Annotated in this window: 13 protein-coding genes; 4 read left to right on the top strand and 9 right to left on the bottom strand. The window is 71.0% G+C overall.

Going from position 1 to position 18359, the window contains the following annotated elements; genetic code table 11:
* Positions 1-19 precede the first annotated feature (19 nt).
* From ABD327_RS10675 to ABD327_RS10660, 4 genes are all read right to left on the bottom strand, one after another.
* On the bottom strand, positions 20-1987 hold the full coding sequence (locus ABD327_RS10675) for an ABC transporter ATP-binding protein (RefSeq protein ID WP_344450132.1): 1968 nt from the start codon (positions 1985-1987) through the stop codon (positions 20-22).
* On the bottom strand, positions 1984-3717 hold the full coding sequence (locus tag ABD327_RS10670; RefSeq protein ID WP_344450131.1) for an ABC transporter ATP-binding protein: 1734 nt from the start codon (positions 3715-3717) through the stop codon (positions 1984-1986). Before ABD327_RS10670 ends, ABD327_RS10675 begins: the two co-directional genes overlap by 4 nt.
* A gap of 9 nt (positions 3718-3726) precedes the next feature.
* A complete protein-coding gene (locus ABD327_RS10665) occupies positions 3727-4374 on the bottom strand; it encodes a TetR/AcrR family transcriptional regulator (protein ID WP_344450130.1) in 648 nt (215 codons plus the stop codon).
* A 95-nt stretch (positions 4375-4469) separates the two neighbouring features.
* Entirely contained in the window at positions 4470-6062 is a 1593-nt protein-coding gene (locus ABD327_RS10660) for an acyl-CoA synthetase (protein WP_344450129.1), read from the bottom strand.
* Between the two features lie 225 nt (positions 6063-6287).
* Here ABD327_RS10660 and ABD327_RS10655 point away from each other — a divergent pair, with 225 nt between their 5' ends.
* Both ABD327_RS10655 and ABD327_RS10650 read left to right on the top strand, forming a co-directional pair.
* Positions 6288-6497 carry an EF-hand domain-containing protein gene (locus ABD327_RS10655; RefSeq protein WP_344450128.1) on the top strand — a complete coding sequence of 70 codons (210 nt, stop codon included), beginning with the start codon at positions 6288-6290 and terminating at the stop codon, positions 6495-6497.
* A gap of 95 nt (positions 6498-6592) precedes the next feature.
* Positions 6593-7243, top strand: coding sequence for a hypothetical protein (locus ABD327_RS10650; RefSeq protein ID WP_344450127.1), 651 nt, complete (start codon positions 6593-6595; stop codon positions 7241-7243).
* On the opposite strand, the gene ABD327_RS10645 is transcribed toward ABD327_RS10650, so the two are convergent.
* Both ABD327_RS10645 and ABD327_RS10640 read right to left on the bottom strand, forming a co-directional pair.
* Positions 7165-10596 (bottom strand): bifunctional glycosyltransferase/CDP-glycerol:glycerophosphate glycerophosphotransferase, encoded by a 3432-nt coding sequence (locus ABD327_RS10645; RefSeq protein ID WP_344450414.1) that lies wholly within the window; start codon positions 10594-10596, stop codon positions 7165-7167. The two genes, ABD327_RS10650 and ABD327_RS10645, sit on opposite strands and share 79 nt — an antisense overlap.
* A 164-nt stretch (positions 10597-10760) precedes the next feature.
* Entirely contained in the window at positions 10761-11639 is an 879-nt protein-coding gene (locus ABD327_RS10640) for an amidohydrolase family protein (RefSeq protein ID WP_344450126.1), read from the bottom strand.
* A gap of 144 nt (positions 11640-11783) precedes the next feature.
* Between ABD327_RS10640 and ABD327_RS10635 the strand changes: the two genes are divergently transcribed.
* Positions 11784-13397 (top strand): dolichyl-phosphate-mannose--protein mannosyltransferase, encoded by a 1614-nt coding sequence (locus ABD327_RS10635; protein ID WP_344450125.1) that lies wholly within the window; start codon positions 11784-11786, stop codon positions 13395-13397.
* On the opposite strand, the gene ABD327_RS10630 is transcribed toward ABD327_RS10635, so the two are convergent.
* The 3 genes from ABD327_RS10630 to ABD327_RS10620 all read right to left on the bottom strand — a co-directional run bounded on the left by ABD327_RS10630 (position 13352) and on the right by ABD327_RS10620 (position 17129).
* On the bottom strand, positions 13352-14677 hold the full coding sequence (locus ABD327_RS10630; protein WP_344450124.1) for a hypothetical protein: 1326 nt from the start codon (positions 14675-14677) through the stop codon (positions 13352-13354). The two genes, ABD327_RS10635 and ABD327_RS10630, sit on opposite strands and share 46 nt — an antisense overlap.
* A 12-nt stretch (positions 14678-14689) precedes the next feature.
* Positions 14690-15703: a cupin-like domain-containing protein gene (locus tag ABD327_RS10625; protein WP_344450123.1), complete on the bottom strand. Its 1014-nt coding sequence runs from the start codon at positions 15701-15703 to the stop codon at positions 14690-14692.
* A gap of 112 nt (positions 15704-15815) precedes the next feature.
* Complete coding sequence (locus ABD327_RS10620; protein WP_344450122.1) at positions 15816-17129, bottom strand: DUF6801 domain-containing protein; 1314 nt, start codon at positions 17127-17129, stop codon at positions 15816-15818.
* 512 nt (positions 17130-17641) lie between these two features.
* Between ABD327_RS10620 and ABD327_RS10615 the strand changes: the two genes are divergently transcribed.
* The coding region (locus ABD327_RS10615; protein ID WP_344450121.1) for a DUF6801 domain-containing protein at positions 17642-18359 on the top strand (718 nt) is incomplete at its 3' end.

The raw sequence follows: 18359 nt of genomic DNA, 5'->3' as shown, positions 1-18359 counted from the left end.
TTCCGCTCGTCGCGGCGGGTCAGGTGGTGACGGCCTCGGCGAACTGGGCGGCGTACAGGCGCTGGTAGGCGCCGTTCGCCTCGATCAGTTCGTCGTGGGTGCCCTGCTCGACGATGGAGCCGCCCTCCATGACGAGGATGAGGTCGGCGTCGCGGATGGTGGACAGGCGGTGGGCGATGACGAAGCTGGTGCGGCCCTGGCGGAGGCTGCGCATCGCCCGCTGGATGAGGACCTCGGTGCGGGTGTCGACCGAGCTGGTCGCCTCGTCCAGGATGAGGATCGCCGGTTCGGCCAGGAACGCGCGGGCGATGGTGATGAGCTGCTTCTCGCCCGCGCTGACGGTGCCGCCCTCCTCGTCCAGGACGGTGTCGTACCCGTCGGGGAGGGTGCGCACGAACGGGTCGACCTGGGTGGCCTTGGCCGCCTCGAGCACCCGCTCGCGGGTGGCGCCGGCGTTGCCGTAGGCGATGTTGTCGGCGATGGTGCCGCCGAACAGCCACGCGTCCTGGAGGACCATGCCGGTGCGGGAGCGCAGGTCCGCGCGGCTCATCCGGGCGATGTCCACGCCGTCCAGCGTGATGCGGCCGCCGTTCAGCTCGTAGAAGCGCATCAGCAGGTTCACCAGCGTGGTCTTGCCCGCGCCGGTGGGGCCGACGATCGCGACGGTCTGACCCGGCTCGACGGTCAGGGACAGGTCCTCGATGAGCGGCTCGTCCTCCTTGTAGGAGAAGTTCACGCGCTCGAAGGCGACCCGGCCCTCGACGTGCTCCAGCGTCGCCGGCTCTTCGAGGTCCGGACGCTGCTCCTCGGCGTCCAGCAGGCCGAAGACCCGCTCGGCCGAGGCTACGCCGGACTGCACCAGGTTGGCCATGCTCGCCAGCTGGCTGAGCGGCTGGGTGAACTGCCGCGAGTACTGGATGAACGCCTGCACGTCGCCGAGCGACAGGGAGCCGTTGGCGACCCGCAGCCCGCCGATCACCGCGACCAGCACGTAGTTGACGTTGCCGATGAACATCATCGCGGGCTGGATCAGCCCGGAGATGAACTGGGCCTTGAACGAGGCCTGGTACAGCTTGTCGTTCTGCTCGGTGAACGTCTCGGCGGCCTCGTCCCTGCGGCCGAAGACCGACACCAGCGTGTGCCCGGTGTACATCTCCTCGATGTGCGCGTTGAGCTTGCCGGTGCTCGCCCACTGCTGGATGAACTGCGGCTTGGACCGCCCGCCGATCTTCGCCGCGACGATCATCGACAGCGGCACCGTGACCAGGGCGACCAGCGCCAGCAGCGGCGAGATCCACAACATCATCGCCAGCACGCCGACGATGGTGAGCAGGGAGTTCGCCGCCATGCTCAGGGTCTGCTGCATGCTCTGCGACAGGTTGTCGATGTCGTTGGTGACCCGGCTGAGCACCTCGCCGCGCTGCTGCCTGTCGAAGTAGCTCAGCGGCAGCCGGGAGAGCTTGGCCTGCACCTGCGCGCGCAGCCGGTACATCGCCCGCTGGACGACCTTGGTGGTCACCCGCCCCTGGAACACCGCCAGGAGGCTGGCCGCGAGGTAGATGGCGAGGGCGATGAGCAGCACCCGGCCGACCGCGCCGAAGTCGATGCCCTCGCCGGGGACGACGTCCATCGAGGAGACCATGTCGGCGAAGTCGCCGTCGCCCCGCTCGCGCAGCCCCTCGACGACCTGCTCCTTGTCGGCGCCCTCGGGCAGCTTCGAGGAGATCGCCCCGTTGAAGATGAGGTCGGTGGCGTTGCCGAGGATCTTCGGCCCGGCCACGGTGAGCGCGACGCTCACCGTCGTCAGCAGCAGCCCGATGACGATCAGCGCGCGTTCCGGCCGCAGGCTGCGCAGCAGCCGCTTGCCCGACTCGGTGAAGTTCGAGGGCTTCTCCAGGGAGGGCCCGGCCATCCAGGCCCCGGGCCCGGTGCGGGGCGGACCGCCCGCGGCCGGCCCCTTGGGCGCTTCGCGGTTCGGCGTGGTCATGCCGCCTCCTGTTCGGTGAGCTGGGAGAGGACGATCTCCCGGTAGGTCTCGTTGCCGGCCATCAGCTCCTCGTGGGTGCCCGTCCCCACGACGCGGCCGTGGTCGAGGACCACGATCCGGTCGGCGTGGCGGATGGTGCTGACCCGCTGGGCGACGATGAGGACGGTGGCGTCGGCGGTCTGCTCGGCGAGCGCGGCGCGCAGCCGCGCGTCGGTGGCGTAGTCGAGCGCGGAGAAGGAGTCGTCGAAGAGGTAGATCTCCGGCCGGTGCACCAGGGCCCGCGCGATGGACAGGCGCTGGCGCTGGCCGCCGGAGACGGTGGTGCCGCCCTGCGAGACCGGGGTGTCCAGGCCCTCGGGCATGCGCTCCACGAAGTCCTTCGCCTGGGCGATCTCCAGCGCCCGCCACAGCTCCTCGTCGGTGGCGTCGGTCCGGCCGTAGCGCAGGTTGGAGGCGATGGTCCCGGAGAACAGGTAGGGCCGCTGCGGGACCAGCCCGATGAGGTCCGACAGCTTCGCCGGGTCCAGCTCCCGCACGTCCACGCCGTTGACCAGGACGCTGCCGCCGGTCACGTCGAACAGCCGGGGGATGAGGCCGACCAGGGTGGTCTTGCCGCTGCCGGTGGACCCGATGATCGCCGTGGTCTCGCCGGGCCGGGCGGTGAAGGAGACGTCCCGCAGCACCGGCTCCTCGGCGCCCGGGTAGCGGAACTCCGCGTTCCGCAGCTCCAGGGTGCCGTGCCCGGTGGTCTCGGTGACGGGCGCGGCGGGCGGGACGACGCTGGACTCGGTGTCCAGCACCTCCTGGATGCGTTCGGCGCAGACCGAGGCGCGGGGCGCCTGCATGAACATGAACGTCGCCATCATCACCGACATCAGCGTCTGCATGAGGTAGCTGAGGTAGGCGGTGAGCGCGCCGATCTCCATGCCGCCGCTCGCGATCCGGTGCCCGCCGAACCACAGGACGGCCACGCTGGCGATGTTCACGACCCCGAGCACCAGCGGGAAGATCAGGCTCATGAAGTTCCCGGCGCGCCGGGAGACGTCCATCAGCTCGGTGTTGGCCCGGTCGAACCGCTCGGTCTCCCGCTCCTCGCGGACGAAGGCGCGGACCACCCGGACGCCGGTGATCTGCTCGCGCAGGATCTGGTTGAGCTGGTCGAGCCGCTCCTGGATGGTGCGGAACAGCGGGTGCATCTTGGACAGCGCGTAGGCGACGGCGATCGACAGCAGCGGCAGCACCACCAGCAGCAGACCCGACAGCGGGACGTCCTCGCGCAGCGCCATGATGATGCTGCCGACTCCCATGATCGGCGCGGCCACCGCGATGGTCATCGCCATCAGGGTGAGCATCTGCACCTGCTGCACGTCGTTGGTGGTGCGGGTGATGAGCGACGGGGTGCCGAACTGGCCGACCTCGCGGGCGGAGAAGCGCTGGACCCGGTCGAACAGGGACGAACGCACGTCCCGGCCGAGCGCGCCGGCCGTCCGGGCGGCGAAGTAGATGGCGCCGACGGAGCACAGGACCTGGCCCACGGACACCGCGAGCATGACGCCGCCGAGCCGCAGGATGGTGCCGGTGTCGCCGGTGACCACGCCGTCGTCGATGATGTCGGCGTTCAGGGCCGGCAGGTAGAGCATCGCGAGGGTGGCGAGGAACTGCAGCGCCACCAGCAGGGTCAGGTCCCGGCGGTAGGGCCGCAGGAACTCGCGGACGAGTCTGATCAGCAAGGGAACTCGCTAGGGGTGGTCGGACCGGCCGGGCTCAGCGGGTGAGGCCGTCCGGTCGTCGGAAGGGGGTCGGTGGCGGTCGTGGGCGGCCGCGAGGGGCGCGACGTGCAGCAGCGCCTCCCGCAGCACGTCCGGGAACGGACGTCCGGTGTCGTGCTCGAGCCAGTGCTGGGTGGCGATCCGCACGGCGGTGCCGAGGGTGGCCGCCAGCAGCGCGGGGAACAGGTCGCGTTCGGGGTCGGCCCCGCACCGTTCGGCGATGGCGTCGACGACCGGTTGGGCCGACGCCTTGAAGCTCTGCTGGAACTCGCCGTGCAGCGCCGGATTGCAGAAGACCATCTTCATGATCCTCTGGTCGGGCGCGTCCCGGTCCAGGTGGTGTTCCAGCACGGCCTGGACGCAGGCCTCGGCCAGCGGTTCCCCGGCCGGCCGTGCGCGCAGCCGCTCTCCGAGCAGCTGGAGACGGGCGATCGGAACGGCGCAGATCGCCGCCTCGCGGCTGGAGAAGTAGTTGTTGTACGTCCGGGGGGAGACGCCGGCCGCCGCGGCGATGTCCTCCACCCGGACGTTCTCCGGTCCGTGCTCCAGGGCGAGTTCGACCGCGGCGAGGCTCAGTGCCCGCCGTGTCGCCTCCTTCTTGCGCTCCCTGAGGTTCACGCGGACGACCGTACGCGCTCGCTGCGTGGCACGCAATTTTTTATTCGGAGAAAATCTGCGCGCCACGCAAGATCATTCGATCGCGTGGCCCGAGGTCAGCCGCGTTCGGCCGCGGCCTCCTTCGCCCAGCGGTAGTCGGCCTTGCCCGAGGCGGTGCGGTGGACCTCGTCCACCACGTGGATCCGCTTGGGGACCTTGTACCCGGCGAGAACTCCCCGGCAGTGCTCGCGCAGCTCCTCCTCGCCCGCCTCCGCGGAGAGCGAGACCACCGCGGTCACCCGCTGGCCCAGCAGCTCGTCGGGCACCCCGACGACCAGCGCGTCGTAGACGGCCGGATGGGACTTCAGGGCCGTCTCGACCTCCTCGGCGTAGACCTTCTCCCCGCCGGTGTTCACCACGGTCGACCCCCGGCCGAGCAGGACCATGTTCCCCTCGGCGTCGACCCGCATCATGTCGCCCTGCAGCGCCCAGCGGACGCCGTCCGCGTCGGTCACGAACGTCGCGGCGGTCTTGGCCGGGTCGTTCCAGTACCCGATCGGGATGCGCCCGGACCGGGCGAACACCCCGATCTCGTCCGAGCCCGGTTCGATCCGGCGCAGCTTGTCGTCCAGGACCGCCGCGTCCGGCTGGGGCGCGAAGCGCGGCACGCCGTCGGGGCCCGGGTCGACGGAGCGCGCGGCGGTGCCGGTCTCCGAGCCGCCGATCGGGTCGAGGATCATCATCAGCGAGGGGATCGCCCGGCGCAGCCGGTCCTTCACGCCGGGGGTGGTGACCGAGCCGCCGGTCGCCACGACCAGCAGGGCGGACAGGTCGTAGGCGTCCGGCCGGGCCTCCAGCAGCTCGACGATCGGCCGGGCCATCACGTCGGCGATCACGGTCATCACCTGGGCGCCCTCCCGCGAGGCGACCTCCAGGATCCCGTCCGCCGAGAAGCTCGGCCCCGACCACAGCACCAGCTTCGACCCGGAGAGCAGCGCGGCCCACGACACCCAGATGCCGGCGGCGTGCATGAGCGGCGCGTTGCACATGATGGTGAGCCCGCCCGCCTTGGCGTTCTCCGCCGCCTGCTCGGGGCGCTCGATCGGGTCGCCGACCATGTTGCCGCCGCCCATGGCCTGGAAGAAGATGTCCTCGCTGCGCCACATGACGCCCTTGGGCAGCCCGGTGGTGCCCCCGGTGTAGAGCAGGAAGAGGTCGTCGCCGGAGCGCTCGACCGGGACACGGGCGGGGGAGGCGGCGGCGAGGGCCTCCTCGTAGTCGGTCGAGTCGGGGATCGGGGTGTCGTCGCCGTCCTCGAGCACCAGGACGCGCCGCAGCTCCGGCAGTCGGTCGCGGACGGGTTGGAGCCTGGCGAGCAGGGAGCGTTCGCCGACAAGGGCGGCGCTGCCCGAATCGCCGATCACGTGGACCAGTTCTCCCGCGGTGTAGCGGTAGTTCACGTTCACCGCGGCCGCCCGCAGCTTGAAGGCCGCGAGCTGCGTCTCCAGCCATTCGGCCCGGTTGGGCGACAGGATCGACACCCGGTCTCCGGGCCCGACCCCGGCCTCGGCCAGGACCGCCGCGACCCGGTCGGCGCGGGCGTCCAGTTCGGCGAAGGTGAGGCGGACGTCCCCCGCGACCAGCGCGAGCCGGTCGGGGACGGCGTCGGCGACGAGTTCGAAGAGGTCGGCCAGGTTGAAGGACGGCATCGTTGGAATCCTTCCGACGGGGGCCCCAACCTAACCCGCGGCCGTCCCCTCAGGTAAGTCCTTGCTTATGGGCCTTCTTTGCCATAAAGGCGCGCCGTTCACCGCCCTCACGGTTCATCCCGCCGACGACGGTGAGGAGGCCCTCGTCAGGAGCGCGGCGCGCTAGGTTTGCTGCGGACGGGCGACCTCGGAGGCGTCCGGGAAGTCAGGAAAAGGGGAGCTCGGATGGGAATGAGCGAAGAGCAGGCCAGGGAGTCGTTCCCGGTGGTGGACACCAACGGGGACGGGCTGATCTCGCCGGCGGAGCTGGCGCGGCTGTACGAGCGCAACGGCACGCCGATCACGCCGGAGGAGATGGAGCTGATCTTCTCCAAGGCCGACACCGACGACGACGGGCTGATCTCGCTGGAGGAGTTCATCGTCTTTCTGGGCTGAAGGCTCTGATCATCCCCAAGAGGCGTTAAACCTTCGGCGTCGTCCCTGGTCACCGGGCACGCCCCCCGACACGATCACTTCCGGAGAGGGGAGTGATGCACCGGGTCTGGGCGGGTGTGATCGCGACGGGCGGGCTGGCGGCCGCGGTGCTGGACGTCGTGCTGTGCTTCAGCGCGCTGGGCGACGTGATGCGGGCCGAGGGGGCGGGGTTCCTCGCGTGGGCGGCGGCCCTGGTGCTGTCGGGCTGCTTCCTGGTGGCGGCGGCCATCGTCCTGCTGCACTGCGCGGCGGACTGGGGGTGGTGCTGGCCGGGGTGGGGCTTCGGGCTGCTCTACCTGCTGCTGGTCGCCGAGGAGCTGGGGAACCGCGGCGGCGGGTACGGGTCCTCCATGCCGATCGTCCTCGTCTGCTCCTACCTGACGACGATCCCGTTCCAGCTCGCGGTCTGGGCCCGCCGCACGGCGGCGCGCCCGTCCCGGCCCAAGCCGGAGCGGACGCCCCTTCGGTGGCCGCGCACGGTGCGGCGCGTGCAGTGGCCGCTCACAGTGCGCGACGTCCGGTGGTCGCGCATGGCGCGGCGTGCGCGGTGGCCGCGCACGGTGCGGCGCGTGTTCGTCCTCCTGGTTCTGCGCAGCGCCCTCCTGGTCCTGAGGGTGGTCCGCCTGGTTCAGCAGAGGAGGTCGGCCGCCCTCGCCGAGGAGAGCCCGTCGGTCCGGGGATGGAACTCGGTGACGAACCGCCGGTAGGCGGGGGCGTACTCCGACGTCACCGGGCCGAGGTCCTGCAGGGCCTCCAGCACCTCGTCGGAGGTGGGCAGCAGCGGCCCGGGGGCGCGTTCGGCGAAGTCGAAGTAGAACCCGCGCAGCTGGTCGCGGTAGGTCTCCAGGTCGTAGGTGAAGAAGAGCATCGGGCGCCCCGTGCCCGCGAAGTCGAACATCGCCGAGGAGTAGTCGGTGATGAGGACGTCGGAGACCAGGTACAGGTCGGTGATGTCCGGGTAGGCCGTGACGTTCCTGACGAAGTCGCCGTAGGACGGGTCGTACAGGTCGTCGGCGATGAGGTGGTGGCCGCGGACGAGGAACACGTGGTCGTGGCCCAGCTCCTTGCGGGCCCGCAGCAGGTCCAGCCGCTGGTCGAACCGGTACCGGCCGCCGGCGTAGAACTGGTCGTCGCGCCAGGTCGGCGCGTACAGGACGACCCGCTTGCCCTCGGGGATGCCCAGCCGGGCCCGGACGCGCGCCGCGTGCTCGGGCGCGTCGGGGGAGTGCAGCAGGTCGTTGCGCGGGTAGCCGGTCTCGAGGATCTCGCCCTCGAAGCGGAAGGCGTCGCGCAGGACGGGAGTGCTGAACGGGTTGGGCGAGAGCATCAGGTCCCACTTGGCGACGTCGCGCTCCAGGTGGTCCAGGTAGCCGCTGCCGCTGGCGAACTTCACCTGGCCGATGTCGAAGCCGATCTTCTTCAGCGGGGTGCCGTGCCAGGTCTGCAGGTAGGTCTGCCCCTCGCGCTTGACGTAGGAGGCCGGCATGTCGTCGTTGGCGACGACGTACTTCGAGCGCGCCAGCGCCTTGTAGTAGTCCCGGCTCCACTGCCGGACGACGGTCGCGCCCTCGGGGGCGGCGAGCGCGGTGTCCCGGACGACCCAGATGTGCTCGCGGTCGTCGCCGCGGCGGCGCAGTTCGTCGGCGATCGCCCGGGGGTTGTCGGAGCACTGCTTGCCCTTCCAGCTGACGAAGACCAGCTGGTCGCGCATCCGCAGGCTCCGGTGCAGCGGGTAGAACCGCTCCTGCAGGACGCGCTGGGCGTAGGCGCCGCGCTCGTCCGGGCGGGAGTCCGCGGCGACCTCGATGACGGGGGTGTCGAACTGCGAGCACAGGAACCGCAGCCGCTTGCCGTCGAAGAAGACGGGTTTCTCGGCCAGGCTCGGCAGGTGGGCGTGGTCGAACTTGGTGTAGATCAGCCGGTCCTCGTGCGGGGCGGCCTCCCGGACGGTGATGTCCCAGGTGCCGTCCAGCAGCGGCGCCCTGCGCCCGAACGCCTCGGCCTCGCGCGGCGCCAGCCGCACCTCGAACCGGTCGCCGTCCTGGCTGAAGGGGAAGGTGTGCAGGTCGCCGGTGCCGCGGCGGCGCAGCACCGTCACCAGCTCGCCGGGGCCCAGGTAGGTGCCGCGCAGGACGAGGGCGCCGTCCCGGGTCCATTCCTCGGTCTCGATGACGGGCCGGAAGGTCCGCTCGGCGATCGACAGGTTGCCGTCGCGGGTGTGCAGGACCGCGACCTCCCGGGCCCGGTAGGGGTAGCGCCGCTCGGGGAGCCGGTCGGTCGCCGCGACGCGGATCGGCTCCCCGCCGTCCAACCGCAGGCAGGTCTCCCACGAGACGTAGTCTTCGGCGCTGTCGGTGTCGATGAGCAGGTCCAGCGGGATCCGCGCCGAGCAGCTCCGGCCGGACACCTCGGCGGGCAGCGTGTGGGAGGTCGCGCCCCGCTTGACGATCAGTTCGGCGTGTCCGGCGGGTTCGGCGAGCCGGGTGGTGAGCTCCAGCTCGTCGCCTTCCCGGCGGAAACCGGTGGCGATGACCCGCAGCGGCAGGACCGAGACGCACAGCTGGTCGCCCGACCAGCGGGTCACCATGCGGGTGTCGTGGCCGAGCTCGGCGTACGGGGGCCGCTGCGGGCGGCCGCGCACCGGCACGGTCAGCGGCGCGGAGCGCACCAGGCCGTGGCCGCGCACCACCACGTGGCAGCGCCATTCGCCCTTCAGCCGCCGGGGGTCGATCGAGCAGGAGAATCCCGACCAGTCGTAGATGTAGCGGTCCTGGCCGGAGCTGGCGGTGGCGTCGGGGTGCAGTTCGCTGCGCATCCGGATCAGCTTCGGCAGCCTTCCCGCGGCGCGCAGGATGAGGAACTTGGAGGTGCGGCGGCGGTCGTCCAGGTTCCGGTAGGGCACGTAGGCGCGTCCGGCGAGCCGCAGCCGCCCGTCCTGCCAGGCGACCTCGTCCACGCGGGTGACGGGCCGGGTCTCGGACGGGGTGAGCCGGAACACCCGGGACGGGATGGACGGGTCGTCGCGGAAAGGCAGGTCGGCGTACAGGCGCAGGTTCTCCCGCACGACCGGCAGCGCGCCGGGTTTGAGGGCGCGCTCCCAGGCCAGGAGGTCCAGCAGCGCGTCCATGCGGCGGGTGCGGGTGAGGTGGAACCGGAGCTTCCGGGCCGAGGGAAGCTCGCGGTAGGCGCGTTCGGGGACCCTCTCCAGGTAGGCGTTGACCCGGTCCAGGAACAGTTCGCGGTAGTCGTCGCCGACGCGGTGCAGCTCTTTGAAGTACAGGGGGAGGTCGTTGCTGAGCGCCTTGTGGTGGTGGGCGCGGCGCAGCCTGCGGGGTGCGTGCTCCTTGAGGAAGGAGTCGATGTTCAGCAGCGCGGAGACCCGGTCGCGCAGGTTCTCCGGCATGTCCCGCCGCTGGGTGATGGACGGGTTGCCGCCGGATCGCTCCCGCCACAGGTAGATCGGCTCGGTGATGACGTCGACCCTGCGGGCGAGGCAGTGCAGCCGGACGGCCAGCTGGATGTCCTCGTACAGGACGCCTTCGGGGAAGCTCAGTTCGTGTTCGTCCCACAGCTCGCGGCGGATCACCTTGTTCCACATCGTCACGTCGTAGAGCAGGCTCGGCGTGCGGCTGATGTGGGTGCCGAGGCGTTCGGCGACGATCGCGCGGGCGTGCAGGGGGGAGGGCTTGACGCCGTAGGAGCCCATCCGCTGGACCCCGCCGGAGACGACGTCGGAGCCGGTGCGCTCCAGGGTCCGGAGCATGAGGTCGTAGGCGTCGGGCGGGACGACGTCGTCGCCGTCGGCGAAGGCGAGGAAGGCGCCCCTGGCGCGGGCGACCCCGGCGTTGCGGGCCGCGCCGGGCCCGCCGTGTTCTCGCCGGAGCAGGACGAACCGCTCGTCCCGTGCCGTCCATGCCTCGGCGATCCGCTCCCCGCCGTCGTCGGAGCCGTCGTCGACCATGATCACTTCCAGATCCGTCGCGGTCTGGGCGGCTAGGGAGGACAGGCAGGCGTCCAGGTATTCGGCCACGTTGTGAAAGGGAACGACGACGCTCAGCATGGGCACAGGGGGAAACCCTCTCGTCTCGGGCACGGCACAGCGGTGGGATGCGGCGAGACGAGGGGTGGGGCAGGGAGGACCTGCTGCTGACCGCTTGAGCGCGATCCTAAGCGGGGGATACGCCCAGGTGAAGGAAGAATGAAATCTCGGTTCCGTTGCATTTGTCACCCTTGCGGGTGGAAGATCCGGGCCGCATTGTCATGGCAGACGGCCCGCAGCCACCCGTCCCCCAGACCCAGCGACGCCAGCGCCTCCAGGGCCTCCGCGTAGGGGTAGGGGATGTTCGGGAAGTCCGACCCGAAGACGATGCGTTCCCCCAGGTCGAGCAGCCGGGGGAGCTCCTCGCGGGGGAAGGGCGCGTCCTCCTCGGAGAAGCGGGTGAAGTTCATCGTGGTGTCCAGCATCAGCCCGTCGTGGCGGTCGGCGAGGTCGAGGAACTCCCGGTACTCCGGCACCCCCATGTGCGCGACGACGAGCCGCAGCCGGGGGTGCCTGCGCAGCACCTCGCCGATGGGGCCGGGCCCGGTGAAGGCCCCGGGCTGCGGTCCCGAACCGCAGTGCGTGACCACCGGGATCCCCGCCTCGGCCAGCACACCCCAGACGTCGTCGAGGAGCGCGTCCCGGGGGTCGTAGGCCCCCACTTGCAGGTGGGCCTTGAACACCTTCGCGCCCGTTTCGACGGCCTCGGCGACGTACCGGCCGGCTCCGGGCTCGGGGAAGAACGTCGCCGTCCGCAGGCAGTCGGGGTTCCGCTCGGCGAAGTCCGCCGCCCACCCGTTCAACCAGGCCGCCATGTCGGGCTTGTGCGGGTAGATCATCGAGGTGAACGCCAGCACCCCGAACTCCCGGAGGACGGCCAGCCGCTCCTCCTCGCCGGTCCGGTAGGAGATCGGCCATTCCCGCCCCGTCAGCGGCCCCGCCGTGTCGAAGTAGGCCCACACCTTGTCCATGACCTGCTTCGGCATGAAATGGGTGTGAACGTCGATGATCCCGGGGAGCCCCAGCTCCTGCCAGAACCCCCTGATCCGAGTGGCCTCCCGCATGCCGGACACTTTAAGGCCCGTTCAGCGGAGGGAAGGAGTTCCCCCCACATCTTCGGTGCCGCACTTCGTGTCGAAGGGCGGTCTCCCGCCCGGGAACCTCCCCTACGCTTCGGGCGCATCGAGCAGCCCGAGAGGTGATGAACCGTGGCGACCGCGACGACGGACGACCGCACGGCCCCCCGGGAGGGGAAGGGCACGCGCTTCCGGTTCGGCCCGCCCGACTGGGGCTGGATCGGGCCGCTGATCGTCGCGGCCTACGCCTTCGTGGTGGTGTTCGTCCGGCTGGGCGACCCGCACGAACTGATGTGGGACGAGACCTACTACGCCAAGGACGCCTGGGCGCTGCTGCACAGCGGCGTCGAACTGAGCTGGCGGGACCAGCCGGGCGGGCAGCCCGCCAACGGCTTCGTCATGGCGGGCAACCCCGCGGCCGGTCTGCATCACGGGGCTGCGGGCTTCGCCGTCCACCCGCCGGTGGGCAAATGGCTGATCGCGGCGGGTGTCGCGGTCTTCGGCATGGACCCGTTCGGCTGGCGGGTCGCGGCCGCGGCGGCCGGGGTGCTCCTGGTGCTCATCGTGGCCCGCACCGCCCGCCGGATGCTCGGCTCGACCCCGCTGGGCTGCGCGGCGGGACTGCTCGTCGCGCTGGACGGCTCCTGGCTGGTGGCGGCCCGGATCTCGATGCTGGACATCTTCCTGGCGCTGTTCGTCGTCGCCGGCTTCGGCTGCCTCGTCGTCGACCGCGACCGCACCCGGGCCGCGCTGGCGGCGCACGCCGAAGGCCCGGGGCCCGGGGTCTTCGGCCCCCTCCTGTGGAGGCCGTGGCGGATCGCGGCGGCGGTCTGCTTCGGCCTGGCCTGCGGCAGCAAGTGGACCGGCCTGTACGCGCTGGTGTTCTTCTGGGCGCTGGCCCTGCTGTGGGACCGCGGAGCCAGGAAGGCGGCGGGCGTGTCCCGGCCCTGGACGGGCACGGTGCTGCTCGACCTGCTCCCGTCCTTCCTGACGGTGGGGGCGGTCGCGCTGGCGACCTACCTGGCCGGCTGGTGGGGCTGGTTCGTGTCCGGGACGGGACTGCAGGAACGGCTGTTCGGCAGGACGATCGCCGGAGCGGAAAGGTTCTGGGCGAAGGAGAACCCCAGCGCCTTCTGGCCGGAGTTCCTCGACCCGCTGCGGTCCCTGTGGCACCGCCACGCCGAGACCCTCGCCTTCCACCGGGGAGTCACCGGAACCCACCCCTCCCAGTCCTGGCCGTGGGAGTGGCTCTACCTGGGGCGGCCCGCCGGAATGCACTTCCAGACGCACCAGAGCGGCGGCGCGGGCTGCACGCCGTCGGACCAGTGCGTCACCGGCGTGACCGACCTGGGGACCCCGGCGATCTGGTGGGCCGCGCCGGCGGCGCTGGCGATCTTGTTCGTCCTGACGATCAGGGCGTGGGACTGGCGCGCGGGGGCCGTCCTGTGGGGCTACCTGGCGGGGTTCCTGCCGTGGCTGCCGGAGGCCGCCGGCGGGCGCATCATGTTCTCCACCTACGCGCTGCCGCTGCTGCCCTTCGCCGCGCTGGCCCTGGTGCTGCTGTACGCCAAGGCCGCGGAGGCGGCGGAGGGCCGTCCGGCGCGCCGGACCCTGGTGTACCTCGCGGGCGCCGCGTACCTGGGGGCGGTCGCCGGGAACTTCTGGTACCTCTACCCGGTCCTGACGGCCGACCTCATCCCCTACTCCTCCTGGTCGTCCCGGATGTGGCTCCCCGGCTGGAGGTGAGACCCGGTCCTCCTCCAGCGGCGGAGGCCCCGGCGGGACGGGGCGCGCCCGGTGCCCGCGTCGTCCGCGGCGGTCTCGACGGCGGTCTCGATGGCGGCGCGCTCGGCGGTGATCCGCTCGAGGGCGGAGAGCGGGGAAGGCGGCGCGAGAGCGGCGAGCCGCCGCCGGCGCGACCACAGCCCCAGGTGCGTCAGGGCCAGGAACAGGACCCCGGCGAGCGCCGTGCCCCTGGCGGCGTGCTCGTTCAGGGGCTGGAACAGGGGGTCCCGGCCGGACCGCAGGCCGAACGCGGGCGAGGCGCCGGGGGAGGCGGCCACCGCGGGAAGGGACGGCAGCAGCGCGAGGTCGGGGTTCCCGGTGGGCGGGGTGCTCGGGTCGAGCTGGGGGCCCAGCCAGTCCGGGAGCGAAGGGGCCGTCGAGGGCAGAGGCGTGGTGCCGTTGTCGGGGGGAGGACTCGAAGTCGTGCCGGGGGTGCCGGGAGTGCCGGGGGCGTCGGGGCCACCGGGCTCGGCGGGCGCGGTGCTCTGGGTGCCGGACGGCTTCGGCTCGGGAGAGCCGCTCGGGGCGGGGGCGGGCTGCTCGGCGGCGGGGCCGGGGGACGAGGTGTCCGGGGCGGGTTCGGGCTGTGGGACCGGGTCCTGCGGCGGGGGGTCGGCCGCGGGCGGGTCGAGGTCCACGAAGTTGTAGGAGGTGGGGGAGGAGAGCACCGCGCCGGTGCGCTTGGCCTCCACCCCGACGGCCAGGGCGCCGGTGGCCGAGGCGGGGACCTCGAAGGACTGCCGGCAGGTGCCCGAGCAGGGGCCGGTGGAGGCGTTGCCCTGCTCGCTCTGCACGGTGTAGCCGTTGATGTCGGGCTCGGGGTTGGCGTTCCAGGTGACCGTGACGGTCCTGCCCGAGAGCGAGGCGCTGACACCGGTGGGCGCGGCGGGGCGGACGGCCAGCTTGAACGTGCCGGCGCTGTCCTCGTCCGAGGCCAGGGTCGCGTCGAACCTGACGCGGTGCGTCCCGTTCGGCTCCTTCCGGCCGTCCAGGGTGTAGGTGAGCTCACGGGCGCGGCCGGAGTCGCGCTCCACCCCGTCCACCAGCAGCCGCCCGCCGCCCGCCGGGGCCTGCACCCGGATGGCGACGGTCCGGGCGGTGACGGTCGAGCCGTCCGCCGGGGTGATCGCGGGCCCGGCCGCCGAGGCCGGGACGGCGGGGAAGGCGGCCAGGGCCAGCACGACCGGAAAGGCGGGCAGGAAGGACAGCGTCACGGGCAGGGGGACACCGCGCATCGGCATGAAGGAACCTCCTTACAGGTCGTGGTAGGTGCGGTAGCTCCGGGAGAAGTCGTTGCGCTCGCGGAAATTGATGAAGCTCATCGTCACGGAGACCTCGAGCCCCTCGACGTAGTGCCACCAGCCGATGGGGATGAAGAGCAGGTCTCCGGGGCCGATGGTGCACTCGATCACCGAGGCCCCGCGCATCGCCGGATGCCGGTCGTAGTCGATCGCGCTCCCGTCGACCTGCGAGTAGCAGTGGAAATGGTTGTAGACGTGCGCGGTGTCGGTCATCGGAATGAGCTTGACCTTCTTGCGGCCGAGCACCTGGGCCATGAAGTTGTTGGTCAGGTCGTGGTGGAACGGCGTCTTGGTGCCGGCCGGGCCGAGCCAGAAGAACCCGGTGTCGGGGGAGGCGGGGTCGAGGTACTCGGTGACGGTCTCGACGTCGTCCCACAGGCCGGCCAGCGCCTCGCGGTTCACGCCGGTGTTGTTGGCCGTCATGTAGAAGTCGTTCGTCGCCCCGGCCCGCTCCACGAGGTCGACGTAGTCGCCGAACAGCATGGTCCTGACGTGCTTCTCCCGGTTGATCTCGAACTCCGGGTCGGTCTCGCGGCCGAACTGCACCTCGACCTTGCGGTCGCCGTACCCGGCGCGGAAGTACTCGAGGTCCCACCTGCTCAGGGCGGGCCATGAGGCGAGCCGGCCGGTGATGACCACGGGCCGGTTCCGGAAGTAGTACTCCTCGAAGAACTCCTCGCGGGACAGCAGTTCCCGCCGGGGCACGACCGAGCCACCCGTACGCATCCGCTCCAGGTCGGAGAGCACCGACAGCGTCCATTCCCGTTTGGCCAGCCGGTTGCGCATCCGGGCCGCGCCCACCAGGTAGGGGTTGACCAGAGCCGCCTCGAGCTCGCGCACCGCCTCCTCGGGGGAGAAGCCCTCCTCCACGAGCTTGGCCGCCAGGGCGTTCGGCGGGGCCTCCAGCAGCAGGTTCTCGGCGATCCAGCGCCGCCAGTCGTCCAGGGAAGGGGCCGGTGAGGACATGGGATGCCTTTCGATTCGGGAATGAGAGGGGACGGTCCGTGTCCGGGCGGCGGGCGGTCGTCGGATCACCGGCGGCCGCCCGCGCTTTCGTCACCTGACCGGGGGAGGGGTTCTAGAACCCGGCCTTGAGCTTGACGGTGTTTCCGGAACCGGCGGTCATCGCGTTGATCAGGGGGGTGAGAGCACCGCACTCGTGCAGCGGGGGAAGGTAATACCGCCCGGTGAGGGTGGAGGCCTTCTTCTTGCCGGACTTGAGATTGATCTCCGCGGGCGAATACGTCCGGCAGTTCGCGCCGCCGCCGAACGGGATGCCGTACAGCTTGATCGAGGTCACCTTGACGTGCGTCTTCGCCCTGGCCGTGAGCACGCCCTTCTCGAACCCGCCGGTGGTCTCGTGCTTCGGCTCGAAGACGATCCTGGCCCGCACCGGCAGCACGCGCAGCACCTTGAACCTGCCGGTCGCGGACTTCAGGGACAGCTGGCCGGTGTAGCGGTTCGTCCTGGGGTCGAACCGGGCCTGGATCTTCCCGTTCAGGGGCACGGAGCCGTTGGCGCGCTTGATGAAGGTGGAGCCCTTGAGGCTGACGGAGTAGGGCACCGTGTCACCGGGCGGCGTCGGGGTGGGAGTCGGCGTGGGAGTCGGTGTGGGTGTGGGCGTCGGTGTCGGTGTCGGGGTGGTCGGTGTCGGTGTCGGTGTCGGTGTAGGCGTCGGCGTGGGGGGCGTCGGCGTTGTAGGGGTCGGTGTGGGGGTGGTCGGGGTCGGGGTGGGCGGCGTGGGCGTGGGCGTGGGGCCGGTGCCCTTCGGGACGACCTTGCCCCGGGCCAGGACGGTCTCCTGACCGGCGGGGATGGTGCAGGGCGCGTTGAAGGTGTCCGAGCCGGTCTCGAGCTGGATCGGGGTGCCCGTCGCGTCCTTCAGGGTCATGGGGCCGAGCTCCAGGCCGGTGACCGTGACGACGAGGTCGCCTTCCTCCTGGAAGGTCAGCGAAGGCGAGCTGCCGGTGGCCTTGATCTGCATCTCGCCGCTGGCGGGGACGGGAGTCTGCTCGAGGTCGATCGGGATCCGCGGGTCGAGGTTCGTCCGCGGCGCGGTGATGTTCGCGACGGACGTGCCCACCCCTTCGATGGTCTTGCCGCCGACGAGGTTCATGCCCCGGACCGTGCTGGCGTTGATGGTGGAGACCGCCTCGATGGGAAGTTCGCCGGTCGGCTGCCCCACCTCGACGGTCTCGGGGATGGGGATGCTCATCGTGGCCTTCACGTCCTGCGCGCCCACGATGGGGAAGACGCAGTTGAAGGTCAGGCTCAGGCTCGCGGCCGACGCGGGGGCGGAGCCGAGCACGCCGGCCATGCCGAACGCGAGGCAGCCGACGGCCGCGGCGGCCAGCCCGGTGGCGGCTCTGCGGTTTTGATTCCTGGTCTGCACGTGGCCTCCGTATGCCTTCAAATAATTGTCGGGGGCGGGAGGGTAAAACTATCCCGGGCATGTACCGGCGGTATTAGGCTCGGCTGACAATTTTCTTCGGTCCGGTACTCACCGGCCGCAGAACACATGCCACGCGCATGCGGAGATCGAAAACTCATCAAAATGAGTTCTTCGGGCTGATGATCTGTGTGGAATTGACAAGAGGGTCTGCCGGTCGGGCCCTTCGGCGTCTGTGATCAAGCCTGTGGCCTGCACTGATCTGGAATTTTCGGCCTTTTCGTCGCCCGGTGAGGGCGGGTAGATCATTTTCTGGGCTTTTGCGCGATGTGAGTCGGAGGCCGAAAAAACTTGTCATCCGGACATGGGGACGTGAGATGAACCGGTGAGTAGCTTACGGCACTGAAACGTCGTAATTCTGCGACGCGTGCCCTGCCCAGCGCAAATGCAAGGCGCTGCCGAACGGCGTTGTCCAGACGTCTCCAAAGGGCATTTCCTCAACCGGAAGGCAGCAAGTGAGCACCCAGAAGAAACCCAGAAGAACCACGACCGGGCTGGCCGCCGCGGCCGTCGGCTGCCTCGCGTTCGGCATGGCCGGCGTGCTCGGCTCCGCCCCCGCGTCCGCCGCGACCCTCGACCTGACCTTCAACTGCGTCTTCCCCATCGTGGGCGCGCAGGACGTGAAGGCCACGATGAGCATCCCGACCCCCGAGACGATCGGGATCGGCGAGCCGACCGGCGAGCTGCCCATCGAGGCGATCTCCACCATCAACGCCAACACCGTCCGGGGCATGATCCTCGTCGGCGGCAAGACCATCGAGGGTTCGGGCACGTCCGTCGCGAACATCACCGCGCCGCGGACCAACCTCAACCCGCGGATCCCGATCGAGCTGGCGCAGACCCCCGTCCCGGCCAGCGGCGAGATGAAGATCCCTGCGACCGGCAGCTCGCCTTCGCTGACCTTCCAGGAGGCGGGCCCCGGCACGATCACGGTCACCGGCCTGGAGCTCGGCCCGATGACCGTCCGTGACGCCGCCGGCGTCCCGATCCAGCTCGAGGTGGGCTCGGACACCTTCAACGCGCCCTGCACCATCCCCGCGGGCCAGAACACCGTCCTGGCCACCTTCAACGTGGTCGCGGCCCCGACCCCCACTCCGACCCCCACCCCCACCCCCACCCCCACTCCGACTCCGACTCCGACTCCCACGCCGACGCCGACCCCGACCCCCACCC

The organism is Actinocorallia aurantiaca, from assembly GCF_039533685.1.
Lineage (GTDB): Bacteria > Actinomycetota > Actinomycetes > Streptosporangiales > Streptosporangiaceae > Actinocorallia > Actinocorallia aurantiaca.
This window is presented reverse-complemented; position numbering and strand designations above follow the sequence as displayed.